At 46.6% G+C, this 17,142-nt stretch carries 15 protein-coding genes and 1 riboswitch; of the genes, 8 read left to right on the top strand and 7 right to left on the bottom strand.

The features are described from left to right. Positions 1-131: 131 nt before the first annotated feature. Positions 132-1,328 (bottom strand): alanine racemase, encoded by a 1,197-nt coding sequence (alr, locus tag ACYCSE_RS15605; RefSeq protein ID WP_459698712.1) that lies wholly within the window; start codon positions 1,326-1,328, stop codon positions 132-134. 269 nt (positions 1,329-1,597) lie between these two features. Next, complete coding sequence (locus ACYCSE_RS15600; RefSeq protein WP_459698710.1) at positions 1,598-2,875, bottom strand: outer membrane lipoprotein-sorting protein; 1,278 nt, start codon at positions 2,873-2,875, stop codon at positions 1,598-1,600. Positions 2,876-3,163: 288 nt separating this feature from the next. Here ACYCSE_RS15600 and ACYCSE_RS15595 point away from each other — a divergent pair, with 288 nt between their 5' ends. Further along, a complete protein-coding gene (locus ACYCSE_RS15595) occupies positions 3,164-3,436 on the top strand; it encodes a hypothetical protein (RefSeq protein ID WP_459698708.1) in 273 nt (90 codons plus the stop codon). Between the two features lie 181 nt (positions 3,437-3,617). Continuing rightward, positions 3,618-4,439, top strand: a complete 822-nt coding sequence (locus ACYCSE_RS15590; protein ID WP_459698706.1) for a helix-turn-helix domain-containing protein — start codon at positions 3,618-3,620, stop codon at positions 4,437-4,439. 24 nt (positions 4,440-4,463) lie between these two features. Here ACYCSE_RS15590 and ACYCSE_RS15585 read toward each other — a convergent pair whose 3' ends face one another. From ACYCSE_RS15585 to ACYCSE_RS15575, 3 genes are all read right to left on the bottom strand, one after another. After that, positions 4,464-6,095, bottom strand: a complete 1,632-nt coding sequence (locus tag ACYCSE_RS15585) for a formate--tetrahydrofolate ligase (protein ID WP_459698704.1) — start codon at positions 6,093-6,095, stop codon at positions 4,464-4,466. A gap of 213 nt (positions 6,096-6,308) precedes the next feature. Then, complete coding sequence (locus ACYCSE_RS15580) at positions 6,309-6,617, bottom strand: hypothetical protein (RefSeq protein WP_013309242.1); 309 nt, start codon at positions 6,615-6,617, stop codon at positions 6,309-6,311. Between the two features lie 98 nt (positions 6,618-6,715). Continuing rightward, on the bottom strand, positions 6,716-7,219 hold the full coding sequence (locus tag ACYCSE_RS15575) for a DUF6933 domain-containing protein (protein WP_459698701.1): 504 nt from the start codon (positions 7,217-7,219) through the stop codon (positions 6,716-6,718). A 268-nt stretch (positions 7,220-7,487) separates the two neighbouring features. On the opposite strand from ACYCSE_RS15575, the gene ACYCSE_RS15570 reads away from it, so the two are divergent. The 6 genes from ACYCSE_RS15570 to ACYCSE_RS15545 all read left to right on the top strand — a co-directional run bounded on the left by ACYCSE_RS15570 (position 7,488) and on the right by ACYCSE_RS15545 (position 14,538). Further along, the gene (locus ACYCSE_RS15570) at positions 7,488-8,195 is read left to right on the top strand and encodes a response regulator transcription factor (protein ID WP_069291369.1); all 708 of its coding nucleotides are present in this window, start codon (positions 7,488-7,490) and stop codon (positions 8,193-8,195) included. A 1-nt stretch (position 8,196) separates the two neighbouring features. Next, positions 8,197-9,141: a sensor histidine kinase gene (locus tag ACYCSE_RS15565; RefSeq protein WP_459698699.1), complete on the top strand. Its 945-nt coding sequence runs from the start codon at positions 8,197-8,199 to the stop codon at positions 9,139-9,141. A 127-nt stretch (positions 9,142-9,268) separates the two neighbouring features. Further along, positions 9,269-10,192: an ABC transporter ATP-binding protein gene (locus tag ACYCSE_RS15560; RefSeq protein ID WP_459698697.1), complete on the top strand. Its 924-nt coding sequence runs from the start codon at positions 9,269-9,271 to the stop codon at positions 10,190-10,192. Further along, a complete protein-coding gene (locus ACYCSE_RS15555) occupies positions 10,185-10,880 on the top strand; it encodes a hypothetical protein (protein ID WP_061829586.1) in 696 nt (231 codons plus the stop codon). The genes ACYCSE_RS15560 and ACYCSE_RS15555 overlap by 8 nt, the downstream gene beginning before the upstream one ends. A 121-nt stretch (positions 10,881-11,001) precedes the next feature. Next, positions 11,002-11,146: riboswitch (FMN riboswitch) on the top strand. A 172-nt stretch (positions 11,147-11,318) separates the two neighbouring features. Continuing rightward, a complete protein-coding gene (locus ACYCSE_RS15550) occupies positions 11,319-12,266 on the top strand; it encodes a DMT family transporter (protein ID WP_076292438.1) in 948 nt (315 codons plus the stop codon). Positions 12,267-12,507: 241 nt separating this feature from the next. Beyond that, a complete protein-coding gene (locus ACYCSE_RS15545; RefSeq protein WP_459698694.1) occupies positions 12,508-14,538 on the top strand; it encodes a methyl-accepting chemotaxis protein in 2,031 nt (676 codons plus the stop codon). Between the two features lie 145 nt (positions 14,539-14,683). Here the strand turns inward: ACYCSE_RS15545 and ACYCSE_RS15540 are convergent, their stop codons facing one another. Further along, positions 14,684-16,165 (bottom strand): carboxylesterase/lipase family protein, encoded by a 1,482-nt coding sequence (locus ACYCSE_RS15540; RefSeq protein ID WP_459702530.1) that lies wholly within the window; start codon positions 16,163-16,165, stop codon positions 14,684-14,686. A 153-nt stretch (positions 16,166-16,318) separates the two neighbouring features. After that, the gene (locus tag ACYCSE_RS15535) at positions 16,319-16,882 is read right to left on the bottom strand and encodes a GbsR/MarR family transcriptional regulator (RefSeq protein ID WP_028543060.1); all 564 of its coding nucleotides are present in this window, start codon (positions 16,880-16,882) and stop codon (positions 16,319-16,321) included. Positions 16,883-17,142 lie beyond the last annotated feature (260 nt).

The following is a 17,142-nucleotide window of genomic DNA, read 5'->3' as shown; positions in this document are numbered from 1 at the left end:
CCCCGAAATACAAGTGTCAGCGGAGCCTAATGCGTCTTTTGACAGTTATAGCGCTCTTTTCTTTCCTTTGTACATATTTCGGGACGTTCTGCGAAAACTCCTGCTTTTATTCGGTAATTTGCGTTATGAAATTAATTCCAGCGGGTTGGAAGAAGCGAGTTCACTCGAACAACAGGAACATGACCTCGTGTGTATACACGCGGTACTCTGTCTGCGATCATGCAGATCACCTCATAGTGGATTGTACCAAGCTTGGATGCCAGCTCATCCGCCGCAATAGTTTCGCCGGACTGCTGGCCGATGAGAACAACCTCTTCGCCGGTTTGGATTTCTTCCGCATCTTCTGCGAAAGATTGTAAGGATACCATACACTGGTCCATGCAAATTGTACCGAGTACCGGGACGCGGCGACCGCGTATCAACACTTCGATCTTCCCACTCAGCATGCGGGAGTATCCATCCGCATAGCCGATTGGCAATGTACCGATCCGTTCTTCAGTGGAGGTTACATACCGGGTGCCATAGCTAACTCCCCAGCCGGGAGGAAGCGTCTTGGTATAAACCACCGCCGTCTTCAATGACAATACAGGCAGCAGCTCAATAGCTTGCCGGTTAACCTCATCAGACGGGTACAGACCGTATATACTGATACCAATCCGCACCAAATTGGGGGAAAGAGAAGGGGTATCAATGGTGGCGGCGCTGTTGCCCGTATGTATAATGGGAATGGTGATACCTTGTTCCCTTAGCGCTTCCGCCACGCCCCGAAACCGATCATATTGTAGCAGTGTATAGCTTTTGTCTTCTTCATCCGCGCGGGCAAAATGGGTGTACATGCCTTCCAGCAGCACTTGCTCTAATTCGTAAGCCTGCCGGACAAAAGCCATAGCCTCTTCTCCAGGCAGCAAACCCAGTCTTCCCATGCCGCTGTCTATTTTGATGTGCACCTTCAACTTGCGTTCGTTTCCTTGGCGGTCCAGTCTACGGATACCGTCCAGCACTTCCTCACTGAACACTGTCAATGAGATATCATGCTCCCAAGCCGTTTGTACAGCTTCCGGTGAGGTATAACCGAGTACTAGAATTGGTAGCTGAACCCCCGCATGACGAAGCTCCAACGCTTCATCCAGAAAAGCGACGCTCAAATAATCCGCACCAAGGCGTTCCAATTCCTTTGAAATTTCCACGGCACCGTGTCCGTAGGCATTAGCCTTGACACAGACCAGTATCAGCTTATCCTCTGGCAATGCCTTGCGAAAAGCTTCATAGTTGGCGCCAAGGTGATCCAGGTTGATTTCGGCCCGGGTCGATCTGTATTGTGCTTGCAAAATCCAGTCACCTTCTTCAATTGTTAGCCTCTAACATAACCTTTTACCATTCGAATGTAGCAAATTCCTTGCTTCCAAAGGTTAATGGTAATGTTCAGAGACGTGGCTGTCAATGGCAGGAGGACTTTGCCAGCCTCCTCTACCATATCTACAATAGAACAGGATATACAAGCGATGCACATCTTAGACTGCGAATGAATAAAAAGACGGATACGGGCGGCAGCAGAGCATTTTTACACCCTAGACCGTCTGCATCCGTCTATAAAGTTTTATTTACCCGATTGATCCTGTATAGAAGCGGCAATTTGTATCATTTCGCTCACAGGCAGGTCAGCACTGGTGATTCTGAACTCGATTCCGTCATTCATCCAGGTCATCGTCTGCTGTTCGCTTCCAGTCAGAACGGCAAAGCTCCCTCCAATATCAACCAGTTCGCCTGCGGCTAGTGCGACTGCCCGATCTTTTGGACGCGCCTCCACAATGGTATAATTATACGTTCCACTATAGCGCAGCATCACGGCATGTGTACCATTATCCTCCAGCTCCGGCGTATCCTTGATCTGTACTCCGGCTGGCGTGTAGGACGGTTCGATTAAGCCGAACTCACCCATCACCGCTTCTGCCGCATCTGTTCCCGCTGACGTTCCGTTTGCGGCATCCGATGTGCCCGGGGTTTGTTGCTGCGCATCTGCGTTGGCTGCTGCGTCCGGTTTGGACGTATCATTTGTGGCAGTACCGTCCACGTTCGCGTCCCCTGACGGCTGCTGGACTGCATCCCCTGCTGTTCCCTGCTCTTGTCCGGGTTCGCCAGACGTCACGCCAGTCGTCCCATCCATCGCACCGGAAGGATCAAGCTGACCGCTGGGCTCCACTGCTCCAGAAGATGGCGCCCCTTCGCTACCCGTACTCGTCTTACCTGAAGCCATGTTCCGCTCCATATCAAAAGAGTCTTTGTCAAACTTCGTATCAAAAGCAAATTGATCGAATTTCAGATCAACAACTACCTTGGCATTCGCATCAGACACCTGTACCTGAGTCGGTGCATAGTCATTTTTGGACAGCCATATCTTTTGTCTCACCAGCGCATGGCTGTTGTAATTCGCTGCCACATCAAACACATAGGATTTATCGTCGGTAGCCAACTGACGGGAGGCATCGCCGATAATGCTGCGAACCAACGTTTCATATAAATATACTTGACCCTGATTGTTTGGCCAGTCGCTTTTGAAACGGAAGCTTTTGTTCAGGCTGGGTGTCAGTACAAATACACCCTCATCATTACGAAGCACAATTTGTGTAACATCCTTTTTCTCGTTCGTCATGGCAATTCGGTAATAGGACGGCTTGCGGTAGGAAATATCCACCTTGTATTCCTGCGGCGTGTCGCCGGTATGCAGCGTCATCAAAGCTGTACCGTGGTAGCTGTTCAGGTCGCTCACCACGTCACTCAAATCTTTAACCACATCGTCCGCGCTCTTCTTGCCGCACCCGGCCAGCAGCAGCGTTACACACATGACCATGGCAAGCATCCATGAAATCCGGCGCATGTCATCAACCCCTTCAGCACATGTTTTAAATGAATTAGTACATGTCTATGAAGGACTTGTTCGATTTATGCAGACTGGCATGACAAGCTTGCGCGTATCCTTGCGTAATACTATAGAATCTTTTGAAGACTGATAATAAATTCATACAGGAAATAAAAAGAACCTCCCCCGTTCAGTTCACTGCTTTTTCATTTTAAAGAAATTGCGTTGATTGGTGAGCCTACCGATGAATTATTATCACGTCCCAATTCATATCACTGTCTGCTTATGTTCATCGGTGGGACAGGTATGGTGGACATTGGCTCAGAGCAGTATCTATTCCATACAGGTCATGGATATTGGCTAGCTCCAGGTGAATCCTATCAAATCGCTCCCCTGAAAGGAACTGTGCCCGAATACTACAAGATCACGTTTGAGGTCATCGCTTTGCCGTCAGAACCACAAGCGGACATGGCCTTGGGTAAACACGCAGTACGTATGCCATCCTATATCATGGACCTGTCCTGCCGAGACCGCGCGAATGCATCGTCTCCTCTTCTTCCTCCAAACTTATTCAGTTGACTGAAGAGCTATTTCATAGTACCCAACAAACGATACAGCCGCATAACCAGATATCTGTATTACGGCAGCAAATTATGTTTCAAGAGTTGCTCTTGCTGTGGCAGGAAGACCACACCCATATTGATCAAAATACTACCTCTAATCCGGCATTGCCAGCATCGGTAGAAGGACTCTCTCATATATGGAAAGCAACTATGAAAAGCCCATTACCGTCAAGCAGCTTGCCGAGCAGGCGAACGTTTCCATATGGCAATACTCCCAAATGTTTCGTAAAATCACAGGCAAAAAGCCGCTGCATTACCTCACTGAGCTGCGCTTGAATCATGCCAAGCGGCTGCTGCTGGATTGCAAACGGCCTTTACGTGAAATTGCCCGTCAGGTTGGTTTCTCTGACGAATATTATTTTAATCGGCGGTTTAGGCAAATGACCGGGATTCCCCCGGGCAAGTACGCGCTTACTGTCTCCGGTTCTGTGCACGTCAAGGATTGGACGTGTCACCATATTCATATTCCGCGCCGAGCAAGCCGCATCATCTATCATGGAGAAACGATGGGCGATCTATTGGCATTAGGGGCCAAAGCCATCGGCGGAAGTCTGCGACTCAGTGAATACAGCGTCTATAAACATCGTCTTGTGAATGTCGCCGATGTGGGCCTTCCACTGGATACCCGCTTGACCAGTGCTCTCGATCCTGATCTAATTATCATCGCTAATTCGGATGAACAGGAATATGAGCGCATTGCCAGTATCGCTCCCACCGTCACCTTCAACTCCTTCGCCACGCTGGAGGAACGGATGCGTACACTTGGCACCTGGCTCGGTAGGGAGCGGGAGGCCGAACGCTGGTTGTCTACCTTCACAGCCCGTAATCTGGCAATGTGGCAGCAGCTCGGTACGCAAATCACAGCCGGAGAAACGGCCTCCGTCTTCAACTGGAGCGATGCCATGACCCGGCAAAAACTGCTTACTGCACTGCCCAAACTGCTCGTCACTTCATCCTGATAAGCTGCCATTTTTCTAAAGATACTACATTAGACCATGAATGCTTCCATCTGCCTCCAGCGACATATGCTCAGCTGCTGGGGATTTGGGTAATCCTGGCATCGTCATAGTATTGCCTGTTTCCACGACCACAAAGCCTGCCCCTGCGGACAAAGAAACGCTGGACACGTGAATGGTAAAGCCCTCCGGTGCACCTAGCAGAGAAGGTTGATCTGAGAAAGAATACGGTGTTTTGGCCATGCATACAGGCAGTTGTCCAAAACCAAGCTGCTCCATACCGGCCAACGCCCGTTTGGCCGCAGGAGTGTAAGCTACCTCTGCCGCACCATAAAGCTCCTTCGCAATGACACTAATTTTCGCTTGCAAATCAAGTGTATGCTCATACAATGGTGCAAAATGGGCTTTGTCCTCCTGGAGCAGGTTTAGGAGGCTTTGAGCCAGCTTTTCTCCACCTTGGCTTCCCTGTGCCCACACCTGTGACAGCTCTACGGGTACACCCAGCTTGCGGCATTCCGAGAAAATCAGTTCCAACTCGGCTTCGCTATCTGTTACAAAATGGTTGACCGCTACCAGTACTGGCACGCCAAACTTTTGCAAATTCCGAACATGCCGGTTCATGTTGACTAATCCAAGTTGCAATTGCTCCAGATTTTCTGCATCCAGCTCATTTTTAGCTACACCGCCGTTATATTTCAGCGCTTTGGCGGTTACAACCAACAGAGCCGCATCTGGCTGCAAACCGGATTGACGGCACTTGATGTCAAAAAACTTTTCCGCGCCCAGCTCGGCCCCGAATCCAGCCTCCGTGACGACCACCTCTCCCAGCTTCAGGGCCAGCTTCGTACCGATCAAACTACTGCATCCATGCGCAATATTCGCAAACGGTCCGCCATGCACAATAACTGGAGTTCCCTCCAACGTTTGTACCAGATTGGGTTTCAATGCTTCACGAAGCAGCACAGCCATACCTTCCACCGCATGTAGTTCCTCAGCTGTTACCGTTTCGCCATCTTCGTTATAACCAATCACCATCCGACCCAAACGCACTTTAAGATCGTCCATATCTTCACTTAAACATAATACCGCCATCACTTCTGAAGCCGAGGTGATCAGAAAACCACTTTCTCTTACCGCCCCATTACCTGATCCCAATCCAGTCACAATACTCCGCAAACTCCGGTCGTTCATATCAACAGCGCGTTTCCACACGATCCGCTCCGGTTTCAACCGCAAAGCATTTCCATAAAATAAATGGTTATCGATCATCGCTGCCAGCAAGTTATGCGCTGCTGAAATCGCGTGAATATCACCTGTAAAATGCAGGTTAATGTCTTCTGCCGGAACAATCTGGGCTTGTCCTCCCCCGGTTGCTCCTCCTTTCATACCGAAGCAAGGGCCGAGGGACGGCTCACGCAACGCAGCAACGGTTTTATGCCCCAGCGCATTCAGCGCCTGTGACAGCCCGATGGTTGTCAGCGTTTTTCCTTCTCCCGCCGGCGTGGGATTCATCGCCGTAACCAGCACCAGCTTTCCATTCGGGCGATCCTTTAACTGCTCCCACAGGGACGGATTTAGCTTCGCTTTATATTTTCCATACGTCTCCAGATGTTCTTCTTCAATTCCTGCTTCCTTGGCTATATCAATAATCCTCTTCATCTTTCGTTATGTACCCCCCGTTTTATAAGTCTGACCGATGGTGTCAAACCCTGTATCGTTTTATTTTACCAAAGTGTGCCGCTTATTGCGCTATGATTCATTTCATCGCAAGCGTTGCTATCATGTGAGTTATAAAAAAAAGAGCATTCCCCGCCCGCATGGACTTTGGTGGATGCTCTTTTGATACGTCTCGTTTAACAAACAGCTCTCAATTTAACCTGCAAAGTTAGCAGCGTAATTTTCAGCAATAAATCCCTTAGAAATCAGGATAGCTTGGGATTTCTTAGTAGCAGGGCCATAGCCTTGGGACAACAAATCATTAATATGTAAGCGGTTATATATGAAGCAAAATACAAAGTTGGATGCCCCACTCGTAAGGATCGACACCAGAAAAATAATAACAGCCCACTTCCAGTCCCCTCTAAACAACGCAGGGAAAAAACCGAAAAAGAGCGTAGTCCATGAAAAACCTACTTTGCGTTCCTTGATCATTCCAGTTTTATTTCTCAATTTAATCTTCATTTACCCCTTACCTCTCTTTATATAGTCTTTTAGAACTATATTAGATTATATAGGACAGAGGGAATAAATGGAACTGATTTCGTAAAATCATAAAATTCTCAAATACTCTCTAGTTTATACTGCTTTTCTAGCATTTCTTTAAAAACATCAACAGGGTACTTGTATTCGACTGTTTTGAAAACAATCCGGTTATTCCACTGGTTTTTTTCCAGCTCGCACCCATGCTCCATATCCAGTTCCTTCATGATAAAAATAATCTCATCTAAGGTTCTTATTACACTATGACTATTCGTCGTCGTAGCCAGCATCTGCTCGCCTTCCTGTGTGTAAGCCTTTACGATCTGTTCATCAAAGCCTTCGCTGATCATCAATTCCTTCAAGGCTTGCACAAAAAGAGTCGGCAGGTTGTTGTACTGCGATTTTTTAATCCCAAAAAGCGTGATGCTTAAGCGGGATATATCATGCATAAACACTATATTTTTTCTTCGATTCAGTAAAAACAAGCTGGCATGCCAACTATTCAAAGGCGGATAAATATCAACTTGAAGTGGTTCAGTCTCCCATTCCTTCAGCAGTTTTTGTGTTCCTCGTATGACAAACATCGTCGCTCTCCTTTATTGACGGTCCTGTACCGCAGCGTGATTCGACATACCCAATCTCTCATATGAGGCATGTCCCGGATATCATAACACCGTATTCCAAACATCGGATTATAAACTCTTTCAGTATAATATAGCGGAATCATAGATTACCAGACACATTAATTTTCTCTTTGGATATTTATTATGGAAATCCCCTCCACTGCTCTATATAATTCAGGTACAGTTCGTCACGCGAGCTTAATCTAAAAATTAGGGGTGTTCTACACCTATGTCACAGCATATTTTACTTATTGAAGACGATCTATCCATTGCCGAAATGCTACTCAAAGCACTCAGCAAGGAAGGCTACAATTTAACTACCGCCTATGACGGGGAAGAGGGGCTTCTCGCCTTTGAACGTCATACCTATGATCTGGTACTGGTGGATTTGATGATGCCGAAGGTGGACGGTATGGAGGTGATCCGCCGGATCCGTACCCACAGCGCCGTGCCGATTCTGATTATGTCAGCCAAGGACAGCGACGTGGATAAAGCGCTTGGACTGGGCTTTGGAGCAGACGATTATGTTGCCAAACCTTTTTCAATGCTGGAAATGACGGCTCGTATTCAGTCCGCGATCCGCAGATCTACTACATATGCCCGTCAGCAACAACAGGAGGAACAGCCTCAAGCACAAGTTTTGACCTACGGCAGTCTGCGCATTGATTTTGATCATTTTACAGTCATACGCAATGAAAATGAAATTCAGCTAACAGCCAAAGAGTCCGATATTTTGAAGCTATTTGTAGCCAATCCGAACCGGGTATTTACAAAAGCACAATTATACGGATTTATTTGGAAGGACGATTATATGGGCGACGAGAACGTGATTAACGTCCATATTCGCCGCCTGCGTGAGAAAATCGAAGAAGATCCCTCTCATCCTGTCCACATTAAAACGCTATGGGGCATTGGCTACAAATGGGAGAATGGCTGATATGAACATCGAAAACATTTCTGAATGGATTGTCGGCCTCATCATGTCAGTCGTTATAGTATGGCTTTGGCGGGAGCGTATGGCCTATAAGCGCAAAATAAAGGATATCCGAACCCTACTAGAGCGGATTGTGACGGTGAATCATGCGGAAAAGCTGCTATATGTCACAGGTGACGTTGAACTGCAACGGCTCATGACGGAAATTAACCGACTGCTGGACTTGAATCTCAGAGTGTCTGCAGATTACAACCGTAGCCAAATCGCCATGCGCAAAATGATTTCGAACATTTCCCACGATCTCAAGACCCCGCTTACGGTTGTGCTTGGATATGCCGAGATGCTGGATGGCGATCCGACTATTTTGCCAGAAGAACGTATAAAGCTGCTATCCAAAATTCATCAAAAGACAAGCGAAGCGATTGAGCTGATCGGCAGCTTTTTTAGCTTGGCGAAGCTGGAGGCTAATGATACGGATATTCCGTTGACTCGACTGGAAGTGGGAGAACTGTGCAGACGCAGCATTTTGGAGTTTTATGACCTGCTGACCGCACAGGGATTTACTGTGCATATTGAGATCCCGGAGCACCCCATTCATGCCTTGGGGAACGAAGGAGCGATTGGGCGGGTGCTGAACAATCTGATCTCGAATGCCATTCGTTATGGGGCAGATGGACGGACGCTGGGTCTGGTTCTATTGGAACAGCAGGATACAGTGCGTATAGAGGTATGGGATCGTGGCAAAGGCATACAGGAATCTGAGCAAGATAAAGTTTTTGAACGCATGTACACACTGGAGGACTCCCGTAATAAGGCGGTACAAGGCAGTGGATTGGGCCTTACGATTGCCAAACGCCTGGTTGAAACGATGAACGGAGAAATTCAATTGACTAGTAGACCTTATGAGCGGACAGTCTTCTCTTTTACATTGAAGAAAATCAACTATTAATCGAACTAAGCATTTTGCATAATTCGATTTGTGCTCAACTTAATAAATTTGTAAGAATCACGAAAGAAAAATGAACATTTCGCCCTTTATCCTTGAATTATCAGCAGTATACGAAGGGAGAACACCCATGACTTACGTAATACGTACACATCAGTTGACCAAGGCCCTGAAGGGCAATGAAATTGTAGCGGGAGTCAGTATGAATGTGCGCAAGGGAGAAACCTATGGCTTTCTCGGCCCTAACGGGGCAGGCAAGACAACGATGATGAAAATGATTACGAATTTACTCAAGCCGACTTCGGGTGAAATTGAATTATTCGGTGAGAAATTAACACCAAAATCGTATCATCTGCTTGGACGGATGGGTTCGATTATTGAATACCCGATTTTTTATGACAGACTGACGGCACAGCAAAATCTCGAACTTCATTGTGAATACATGGGCTACTATAATAAGCAGGCTGTTCGGGATGCCCTGGAATTAGTGAATTTGCGAAATGCGGATGACAAGCCGGTAAAGGATTTTTCGCTGGGAATGAAGCAACGTCTTGGGATTGCCCGCGCTATTGCGACTAAGCCAGAGCTACTCATTTTGGATGAACCCATTAATGGTCTGGACCCCGTGGGAATCAAGGAAATCCGCCAATTATTCCACATGCTATGCAAGGAATATGGGATGACTCTGCTCGTGTCCAGTCATATTTTAGCGGAAATAGAGCAGATTGCGGATACGGTAGGCGTGATTAATCACGGACGACTGATTGAGGAAGTATCGATGGAGCAGGTGCGGGAAACCAATACGGAATATATCGAATTTACGACCAACGATTGTAAAAAAGCGACCTATGTCCTCTCCCATCATCTGAATCTGAATAATATAAGAGTACTAAATGAACAGAGTATACGTATTTACGATTCAAATGTACCGCAGAAACAAATTACGAAAACGCTCATTTTAAACGATATAGAGGTGGATGCCATTCATCAGAAAAGCAGCACGCTGGAAGACTACTTTTTGCGCCTGTTAAACGGAGGTGATCTCCATGCTTAAATTGATGCAGTTGGAGCTGAAAAAATTTCATCTCGCGGGTTATATCCGATCAGCACTGATTGCCAATGCATGCATTCTTGGGCTGCTCTGTATTATCGCGCTGGACAGTCAAAGTGAAGGAATACCCGAATTCACACAGTACACTCAACTCTTGGATCTAATAGACAATTTTGTGAGAGCAACATTTATTGTATTTTCCTCCGTTTTGCTATGCCGCTTTATCGTCGGAGAATTTAAATCCAAATCGATTACGATCTTGTTCATGTATCCGATTCACCGTCAAAAGCTGATGATCGCCAAGCTCTTGGTTGTGCTGCTGTTTACGTTCTTGTCTATTATTATTTCGGAAATAATCATTACGGCTGCTATTCATCTGCTCAACCAGTTTGTCTTGATTGTACCGGATAACCTTACTCTTTCCATACTGGGCCAACAATCAGCACGGACGCTGATCAATGCCGTTGCTGCCAGCTTTATGGGATTGGTTCCGCTGTATATGGGGATGCGGAGATACTCTGTACCCACCACCATTGTGACCTCAATCCTGATTGTAGCATTGCTTTTCTCCAATAATAACGGCGCTACACTTAGCTCCATAGCCCCCGTGCAAATTGGCTTCTCTCTACTAGGAATGCTTGTGGCTTATGCGGCGATTCGACGTATTGAGTATAAGGATATTACCTCGTAATATGTAATTTCGTAGAGCGCTTTCAAAAAAAAGATGAAAATCATTGTTAGATATACACACATTTTTCACTGGACTTCATTCTAAAACAGGTATATCCTATAGGAGAAATTAAAAACGGAATAAGGATCTTCGGGGTAGGGTGAGATTCCCAACCGGCGGTATGGCTCATGGAGCTAAGCCCGCGACTCTGTATCTGGCAACAGGATACGGACTGATTTGGTGAGATGCCAAAGCCGACGGTAAAGTCCGGATGGAAGAAGATCGAAATATCAACATGCCGCGAAGTGGATGAATACTGCGTTATTAGTTTTGCAGCAACTTCATTTAACTTGCATAAAGCGGCAAGTTTATTTGATCAACCCCCGTCTTGCATGGCCTTTCGCCATGGACGGGGGTTTTTGTGCCACCGGTCCTGTATTCGCAAGGAGCTAATTGAGTATGAGTCAATCTTCTACTGTACTAACATCCAAAGGTTTTGATCGTAGCTCCCACATGAAAAGCGGTTTTTGGCTGGTCGCAATTGGAGCAGCCTTGTGGGGCGCAGACCCGCTTTTTCGTATTATTTTGCTAAAGTCATTTACTTCAACACAAATTGTACTTATGGAGCATGTGCTGCTTTTCCTCGCTCTGACACCGATGCTGTGGAAGCATCGTGAGGAACTCAAAGCGGTACGGCTTCGTCAAGTTTTCGCTATTTTATTCGTCTCGTGGGGCGGCTCGGCTCTGGCCAGCGTGATTTTCACTATGGCACTCAGCAATGGTGATTTGAATGCTGTACTCTTACTCCAGAAGCTTCAACCCTTGGTCGCTATTGTTCTAGCCCGTATTATTTTGAAGGAAATGTTGCCGCGTCATTTTGGATTATTAATTGTTGTCGCTCTGTTCGGGACGTATCTTCTGACCTTCGGTTGGTCGCTCCCCTTCGGACATGTTCGTGATTTTGTTCAGGTTGGTAGTCTGCTTGCACTCGGTGCAGCAGTGCTGTGGGGCGGTTCGACAGTCATGGGAAGTTACTTGCTTCGTTCAATGAAATATGAAACAGTAACCTCCCTCCGCTTCATGGTGGCGCTCCCTCTGCTGATTGTCCTCACCTCTGTAGAGCATGCGCCATGGAATATGCCTGCCGGTACATGGGCGGGCGCAGCTGTGATTATCAATCTGCTATTGCAGGCATTGCTTCCGGGTCTTCTCAGCTTGCTGCTGTATTACAAAGGCTTAAGTACGACCAAAGCGTCTTATGCTACGATGGCAGAACTGAGCTTTCCCATGGTTGGTGTCGTGATTAACTGGATCGCCTTTCAGCAAATTGTCACTGTAGCACAATTGACTGGTTTTATGCTCATCTGGATTACGCTCTTTATGATTTCACGTCAGCAAAAAAATTAACAGTTCAACGTCCCTTTCATGACTCACCCAAGCCAAATCGTGAAGATGCTTTTGCATCTCCGATTTGGCTTTTTTATGTATTCGTATTCATATAAAATATAGTGCTTTAGACTTATCTTTCAGAAAAAGTGTCTAAAACATGTAATTATTCTTCGTTTCTCAAAGATTACATCTATAAAATTAGTCGGTTTCTGTCGAATAAAAGAATGTAGTGATCATCAGACACAGAGGAGCAAGAGCTATGACTAAAACAAAACAAACAGTTCCGTGGTGGAACAGGTTTCTCAAGCAGTTTTATTTAATGAGGACAAGATTAATAATATCTTTTTTGGCTGTGTTATTGATTCCGAGCGTACTTATCGGGTACTTTTCCTATCAGGGGGCTACAACACAACTCAGTCAGCAAATGGGCGGTTCCGTATACACGAATCTGTATCTGATCCGGAGCAATGTCAATCAGTATGTAGCGCCTATTATGAAAGACCTGGATGTGCTTACCACTGAAATCAATTCTGATTCCATTGGTACCAACCAAGAGGCCCTTCAGAAAAAGTTGGATGTTATCGTCAAGGCTCATCCCGAGCTAGATGCCGCGCTTCTCGGCAATGCGAAAGGGCAATACATACGTTCGCCGAAAAAACAGGAGGCCGATTATGACCCCCGGGAGAGAAAATGGTACAAAAATGCGATGCTGGAAAAGGGCAAAGTATTCGTCGGTGTTCCAGTTGCCAGCGTCACGACAGGGAATTTAGTCGTTAATATATCGGGAACGCTGGAGGACGGTGAAGGAGCTATTGCATTGGCTTTGAATCTGGATAAGATGGGTGAAAGTCTGCAGTCTGTTAAGATTGGTGAACGCGGAGGACTCATTATTGTTGATTCTGAACATAAAGTTGTATCTGGGACTGGAACAGCCTTTAACAAGACAGGCAAAAAACCGGCTGACGCCATAGAGGGACTTCCCGAAGTGGCGACAACCGTCGAAAATGATACTCCTTCCATGTCGCAAATTCAATTTATGAATCGAGATATGCTGGCCTTTACACTTAAGGACCCTCTCACCGGATGGAGCATTGTCGCACTGTCGGATCTGGAGGATTACAGTGATGCAGCCCAACCGATTCTGAAGCAAAGCCTAATTGTGATTGTCATTTCCATACTTGCCGCTGCGATCATCATTGTGCTTATGGTCCGCTCGTTCTTAATTCCGCTGCGCAAGCTGCAGGCAGGAACACGCATCGTCCGTGACGGAAATCTGACCGAACGTGTTAACCTATCCAGCAAGGATGAGTTCGGCGAACTGGCACAGAATTTTGACCAGATGACTCATTCCTTGCATACGATGGTTTCCGAGGTCAATCAAACGTCCTCCCGACTTGCTTCCTCTTCTCTGATGATCAAGGAAAGCACAGAGCAAACGACGGAGTCCGTACAACACGTAGCGGAAACGGTTATGGAATCCGCAGAAAATGCAGCCACCAGCGCCGAGGCATCCGAACAAACCGCTAATGCCGTTGAAGAAATGGCCAAGGGTGTCAGCACCATTGCCGAATCAGCAAGCTCCATCGTGGATTCAGCAGGACAAACCGAGCATGATGTAGCTCAAGGCAGTCAAATGATCAGCCATGTGCGGACACAAATGGACCGTATTCTGGAAGCTGTAAGCCAAACGGCTAGCCTGATGGATGAGCTATCCCAGCTCTCAGACGATGCGAAGCAGATGAATACAGCTATTGCCGCCATTGCCAAGCAAACCAATTTGTTGTCTCTGAACGCGTCTATTGAAGCTTCCAGAGCTGGCGAAGCCGGGCGTGGATTTGCCGTAGTCGCTATAGAGGTACGCAAGCTGTCTGAGCAATCCAAGGAAAGCGCAGATTCCATCAGTCAGATCATTACTCAGATGCTCGATTTGATTCAACGCTCCACCGCTACTATGAACGGTAATGTTCGTAACCAGGTAGGTGAAGGATTACGTATTAGCCAAGATGCAGAAGGTGCATTTACGAATATTGAACGCTCTACATCTCATATTGTGGAACAAATACAAAGTGTGTCGGCTGCAGCTGAACAAATCTCAGCCAGTACGGAGGAAGTTTCGGCTACTGTAACCCATTTGGCAAGTCTGTCTCGCAATTCGGCGGACAGTTCGCAGACAACATCTGCTGCCGCTCAGGAGCAAATGGCGGCCATGGAGGAAATCGCATCTTCGTCTCAGGAGTTGTCCAACATGGCCCAGGATTTGCAACAGCTGGTTAAGCGATTTAAGATTTAAGTTACACATCGTATCGTTGCAATTTCATGCAAGTAAGAATGAGCGGCAGTACATCTAATGACTAACAAAAGCCTTCGTCCGTATACAAATTACGGGCGAAGGCTTTTTCCATTTGAGTACTTGGGGTGATTTCTCTCTTGCTTACTTATAGGGTCATCTGACCGGTTAACTGCCGGCGTCTATCTCCTTCGGGATCGTGCTCCATTTTAATATCCTGATGGAAAATAGCTGTAGTCCGCTCTTCCCTGTCGTACATCGGCCAAGCCTCCTCGTACAGCACAGGCTTCCCGTCACGTGCAAAAGCAACCCATGCCTGCTGCATAGCTTGAGCGAGCTTCTGCATCGACGGTTGAATCTCTAATCCAAGCTTACCTAGCAGCTCCAGATTATCGAAAACAAACGCAATTTCGGCACCGTGAACCGCTTGTCCAAAGGTAGGATGCCCCGGCAATGTCCAATCAAAACGATACATCCATACAGGCGCATGCGCCGACTGCGCAACAGCAAGAGCCAATGCAGGACGCCAAAAAAATAGATCAGTCAACATTTGTGCCTGTCCCTCAATCGTAACAGGAAATGGTTCTATCAGGTCGCCGATGTCTGACATGCCCGTCATCATTTCCAATGCCTGACTCGCTGTTGACTTGTTCATTAGATGGGATTCTTTTCGGATGAAATAGGCCCCCTCATGCAAGTTCGTTCCAATCAAAACGGATACCTGCTTTGCTGAACCTTGCGCGATTGCAGACAGCGGTTCATCTGGCAAGGTCACACCGTCCACGACGGGTTGATAGATCATCGCCATCCCTGGTCCGATGACTTCATGCGTCTTCGCCATAGCTAGCATCAGCGCATCTGTCGGCAGCGTAAACAACCGTTCTGGATGCTGAGTGTCCACACCCAGCTGCTGCAGATACACAGCCGTCACTTGTTCGGCCTGTGAGGTTGGCAGTACCTGCGACGCACCGCTCTGCAAAATCGCACGCTGGAACAGTCCCTCAGCGGATGGCATCGCCAATAAAGCGGCAATACTCATCGCGCCTGCCGATTCACCGAACACCGTTACTTCGTCCGGGTTACCGCCAAAGGCAGAGATGTGATCCCTAACCCATTCCAGCGCAGCGATCTGATCCAGCAGTCCCGCATTAGAGGTCAGGCCATCTCCCTTTGGAGTTAGATGCAAAAATCCTAACGGCCCTAATCGATAATTGATCGTAACAACCACAACATCGCCATTCTTCGCCATTCGTTCCCCGTCATATAAAGGTATAATCCCGGACCCCGTGACAAAGGTACCGCCATGAATCCACACCATCACCGGACGTCCCTTCTCAGGAGCCTTCGAAGCAGGTGTCCAAATGTTCAGGTATAAGCAATCCTCTGACTGCTCAGGCGGTTCCACCAGATTTCCAGTTATACTTTCAGCGGATGGCATAGGTTGCGGACAGATTGGCCCAAAACTCGTCGCAGCCCGTACACCCTCCCAAGACTCCAAAGGCTGGGGCGCGTGAAAACGTAGTTTTCCAACAGGAGGCTGTGCATATGGGATACCTTTCCATACATGATATCCATTCCCCGTTTCCCCACGTAATTGACCTAAACGAGTATGTACTGTAATACTCTCCATCATGAAGCCTCCTTTATTTCGTATCTTCAACACAACGGTATAATATCAATCTTTACATATCTCTATTATACCCTTTGCACACGGCCAAACCAAAAAATACCGGAAGCACTTTTGCGCTCCGGCATTTTTATAAACAAGATAGAGAAATAGCGATTAATCCCGAACTTCTTCTTTGGGAATCAGCTTATAAATTTCTTCGCTTTCCATAGAGTCAATTAGTCGGTCTAGCCACTTGTAATAAGCGACGGCCTGCTTCATTTTCATACGATCTTGCTGAAGAATCGCCTTAAATTCCTCGTACTCTTCACCCTGATTCATCAATCTGTCCAGCTCATCAATGGCTTTGCGCAACACCAGTAAATTTGTTTCTACCGCTTTTCTCCATTTAATAGCGAAGAAATCAGTGAAGGTTTGATGCCAGTCATATTCGACTTCATACAAGTCTTTGCGTGAGCCCTTGCTCCAAACCTTATTTACCATTTTCAGATCCAATAATGTTCGAACTCCTGTACTCATGCTCGTTTTGCTCATTTCCATTTCACGGCCCATCTCGTCCAGCGTCATCGGTTTATCCGCAAAGAAAAGCAAACCGTATAAATGCCCCGCAGACAAAGTGATCCCATACAGGTCCATGTTTTTACCTATAGCTTCTATAACACGTTTGCGAATTTTTTGCAGCGAAGCCTGCTGCTCATCACCTAACTGGTACAAGCTCATGCTTGCAACCTCCTAATTTTAGAGCATTTTGCACAACCTAGTATGAACGATTTACCCGTAAAAGATTAGCTTTGACGCAATGTAAGAAATCTTTCAATAATAAATGAAATGTTTCAAAAACAAAGCTTCTGTCTATATTACAACAGCATGGATCGTTCAAAATCATAATTCGCAAAATTGCTAATGATAGTAAACTTTTAAAATTATGGATATACATAAATCTTTTTCTTATGGTTATATTTCATTGTCTATTTTAAAAA

This window comes from Paenibacillus sp. SEL1 (assembly GCF_054602535.1).
This window is presented reverse-complemented; position numbering and strand designations above follow the sequence as displayed.

What these genes read in the sequence shown, in the direction of transcription:
- ACYCSE_RS15540 (WP_459702530.1), bottom strand. Translation starts at nt 16,165, where the DNA reads ATGGAGAGTATTACAGTACATACTCGTTTAGGTCAATTACGTGGGGAA.
- ACYCSE_RS15600 (WP_459698710.1), bottom strand. Translation starts at nt 2,875, where the DNA reads ATGCGCCGGATTTCATGGATGCTTGCCATGGTCATGTGTGTAACGCTG.
- ACYCSE_RS15565 (WP_459698699.1), top strand. Translation starts at nt 8,197, where the DNA reads ATGAACATCGAAAACATTTCTGAATGGATTGTCGGCCTCATCATGTCA.
- ACYCSE_RS15555 (WP_061829586.1), top strand. Translation starts at nt 10,185, where the DNA reads ATGCTTAAATTGATGCAGTTGGAGCTGAAAAAATTTCATCTCGCGGGT.
- ACYCSE_RS15585 (WP_459698704.1), bottom strand. Translation starts at nt 6,095, where the DNA reads ATGAAGAGGATTATTGATATAGCCAAGGAAGCAGGAATTGAAGAAGAA.
- ACYCSE_RS15545 (WP_459698694.1), top strand. Translation starts at nt 12,508, where the DNA reads ATGACTAAAACAAAACAAACAGTTCCGTGGTGGAACAGGTTTCTCAAG.
- ACYCSE_RS15550 (WP_076292438.1), top strand. Translation starts at nt 11,319, where the DNA reads ATGAGTCAATCTTCTACTGTACTAACATCCAAAGGTTTTGATCGTAGC.
- ACYCSE_RS15580 (WP_013309242.1), bottom strand. Translation starts at nt 6,617, where the DNA reads ATGAAGATTAAATTGAGAAATAAAACTGGAATGATCAAGGAACGCAAA.
- ACYCSE_RS15535 (WP_028543060.1), bottom strand. Translation starts at nt 16,882, where the DNA reads ATGAGCTTGTACCAGTTAGGTGATGAGCAGCAGGCTTCGCTGCAAAAA.
- ACYCSE_RS15590 (WP_459698706.1), top strand. Translation starts at nt 3,618, where the DNA reads ATGGAAAGCAACTATGAAAAGCCCATTACCGTCAAGCAGCTTGCCGAG.
- ACYCSE_RS15595 (WP_459698708.1), top strand. Translation starts at nt 3,164, where the DNA reads ATGGTGGACATTGGCTCAGAGCAGTATCTATTCCATACAGGTCATGGA.
- ACYCSE_RS15575 (WP_459698701.1), bottom strand. Translation starts at nt 7,219, where the DNA reads ATGTTTGTCATACGAGGAACACAAAAACTGCTGAAGGAATGGGAGACT.
- ACYCSE_RS15570 (WP_069291369.1), top strand. Translation starts at nt 7,488, where the DNA reads ATGTCACAGCATATTTTACTTATTGAAGACGATCTATCCATTGCCGAA.
- ACYCSE_RS15560 (WP_459698697.1), top strand. Translation starts at nt 9,269, where the DNA reads ATGACTTACGTAATACGTACACATCAGTTGACCAAGGCCCTGAAGGGC.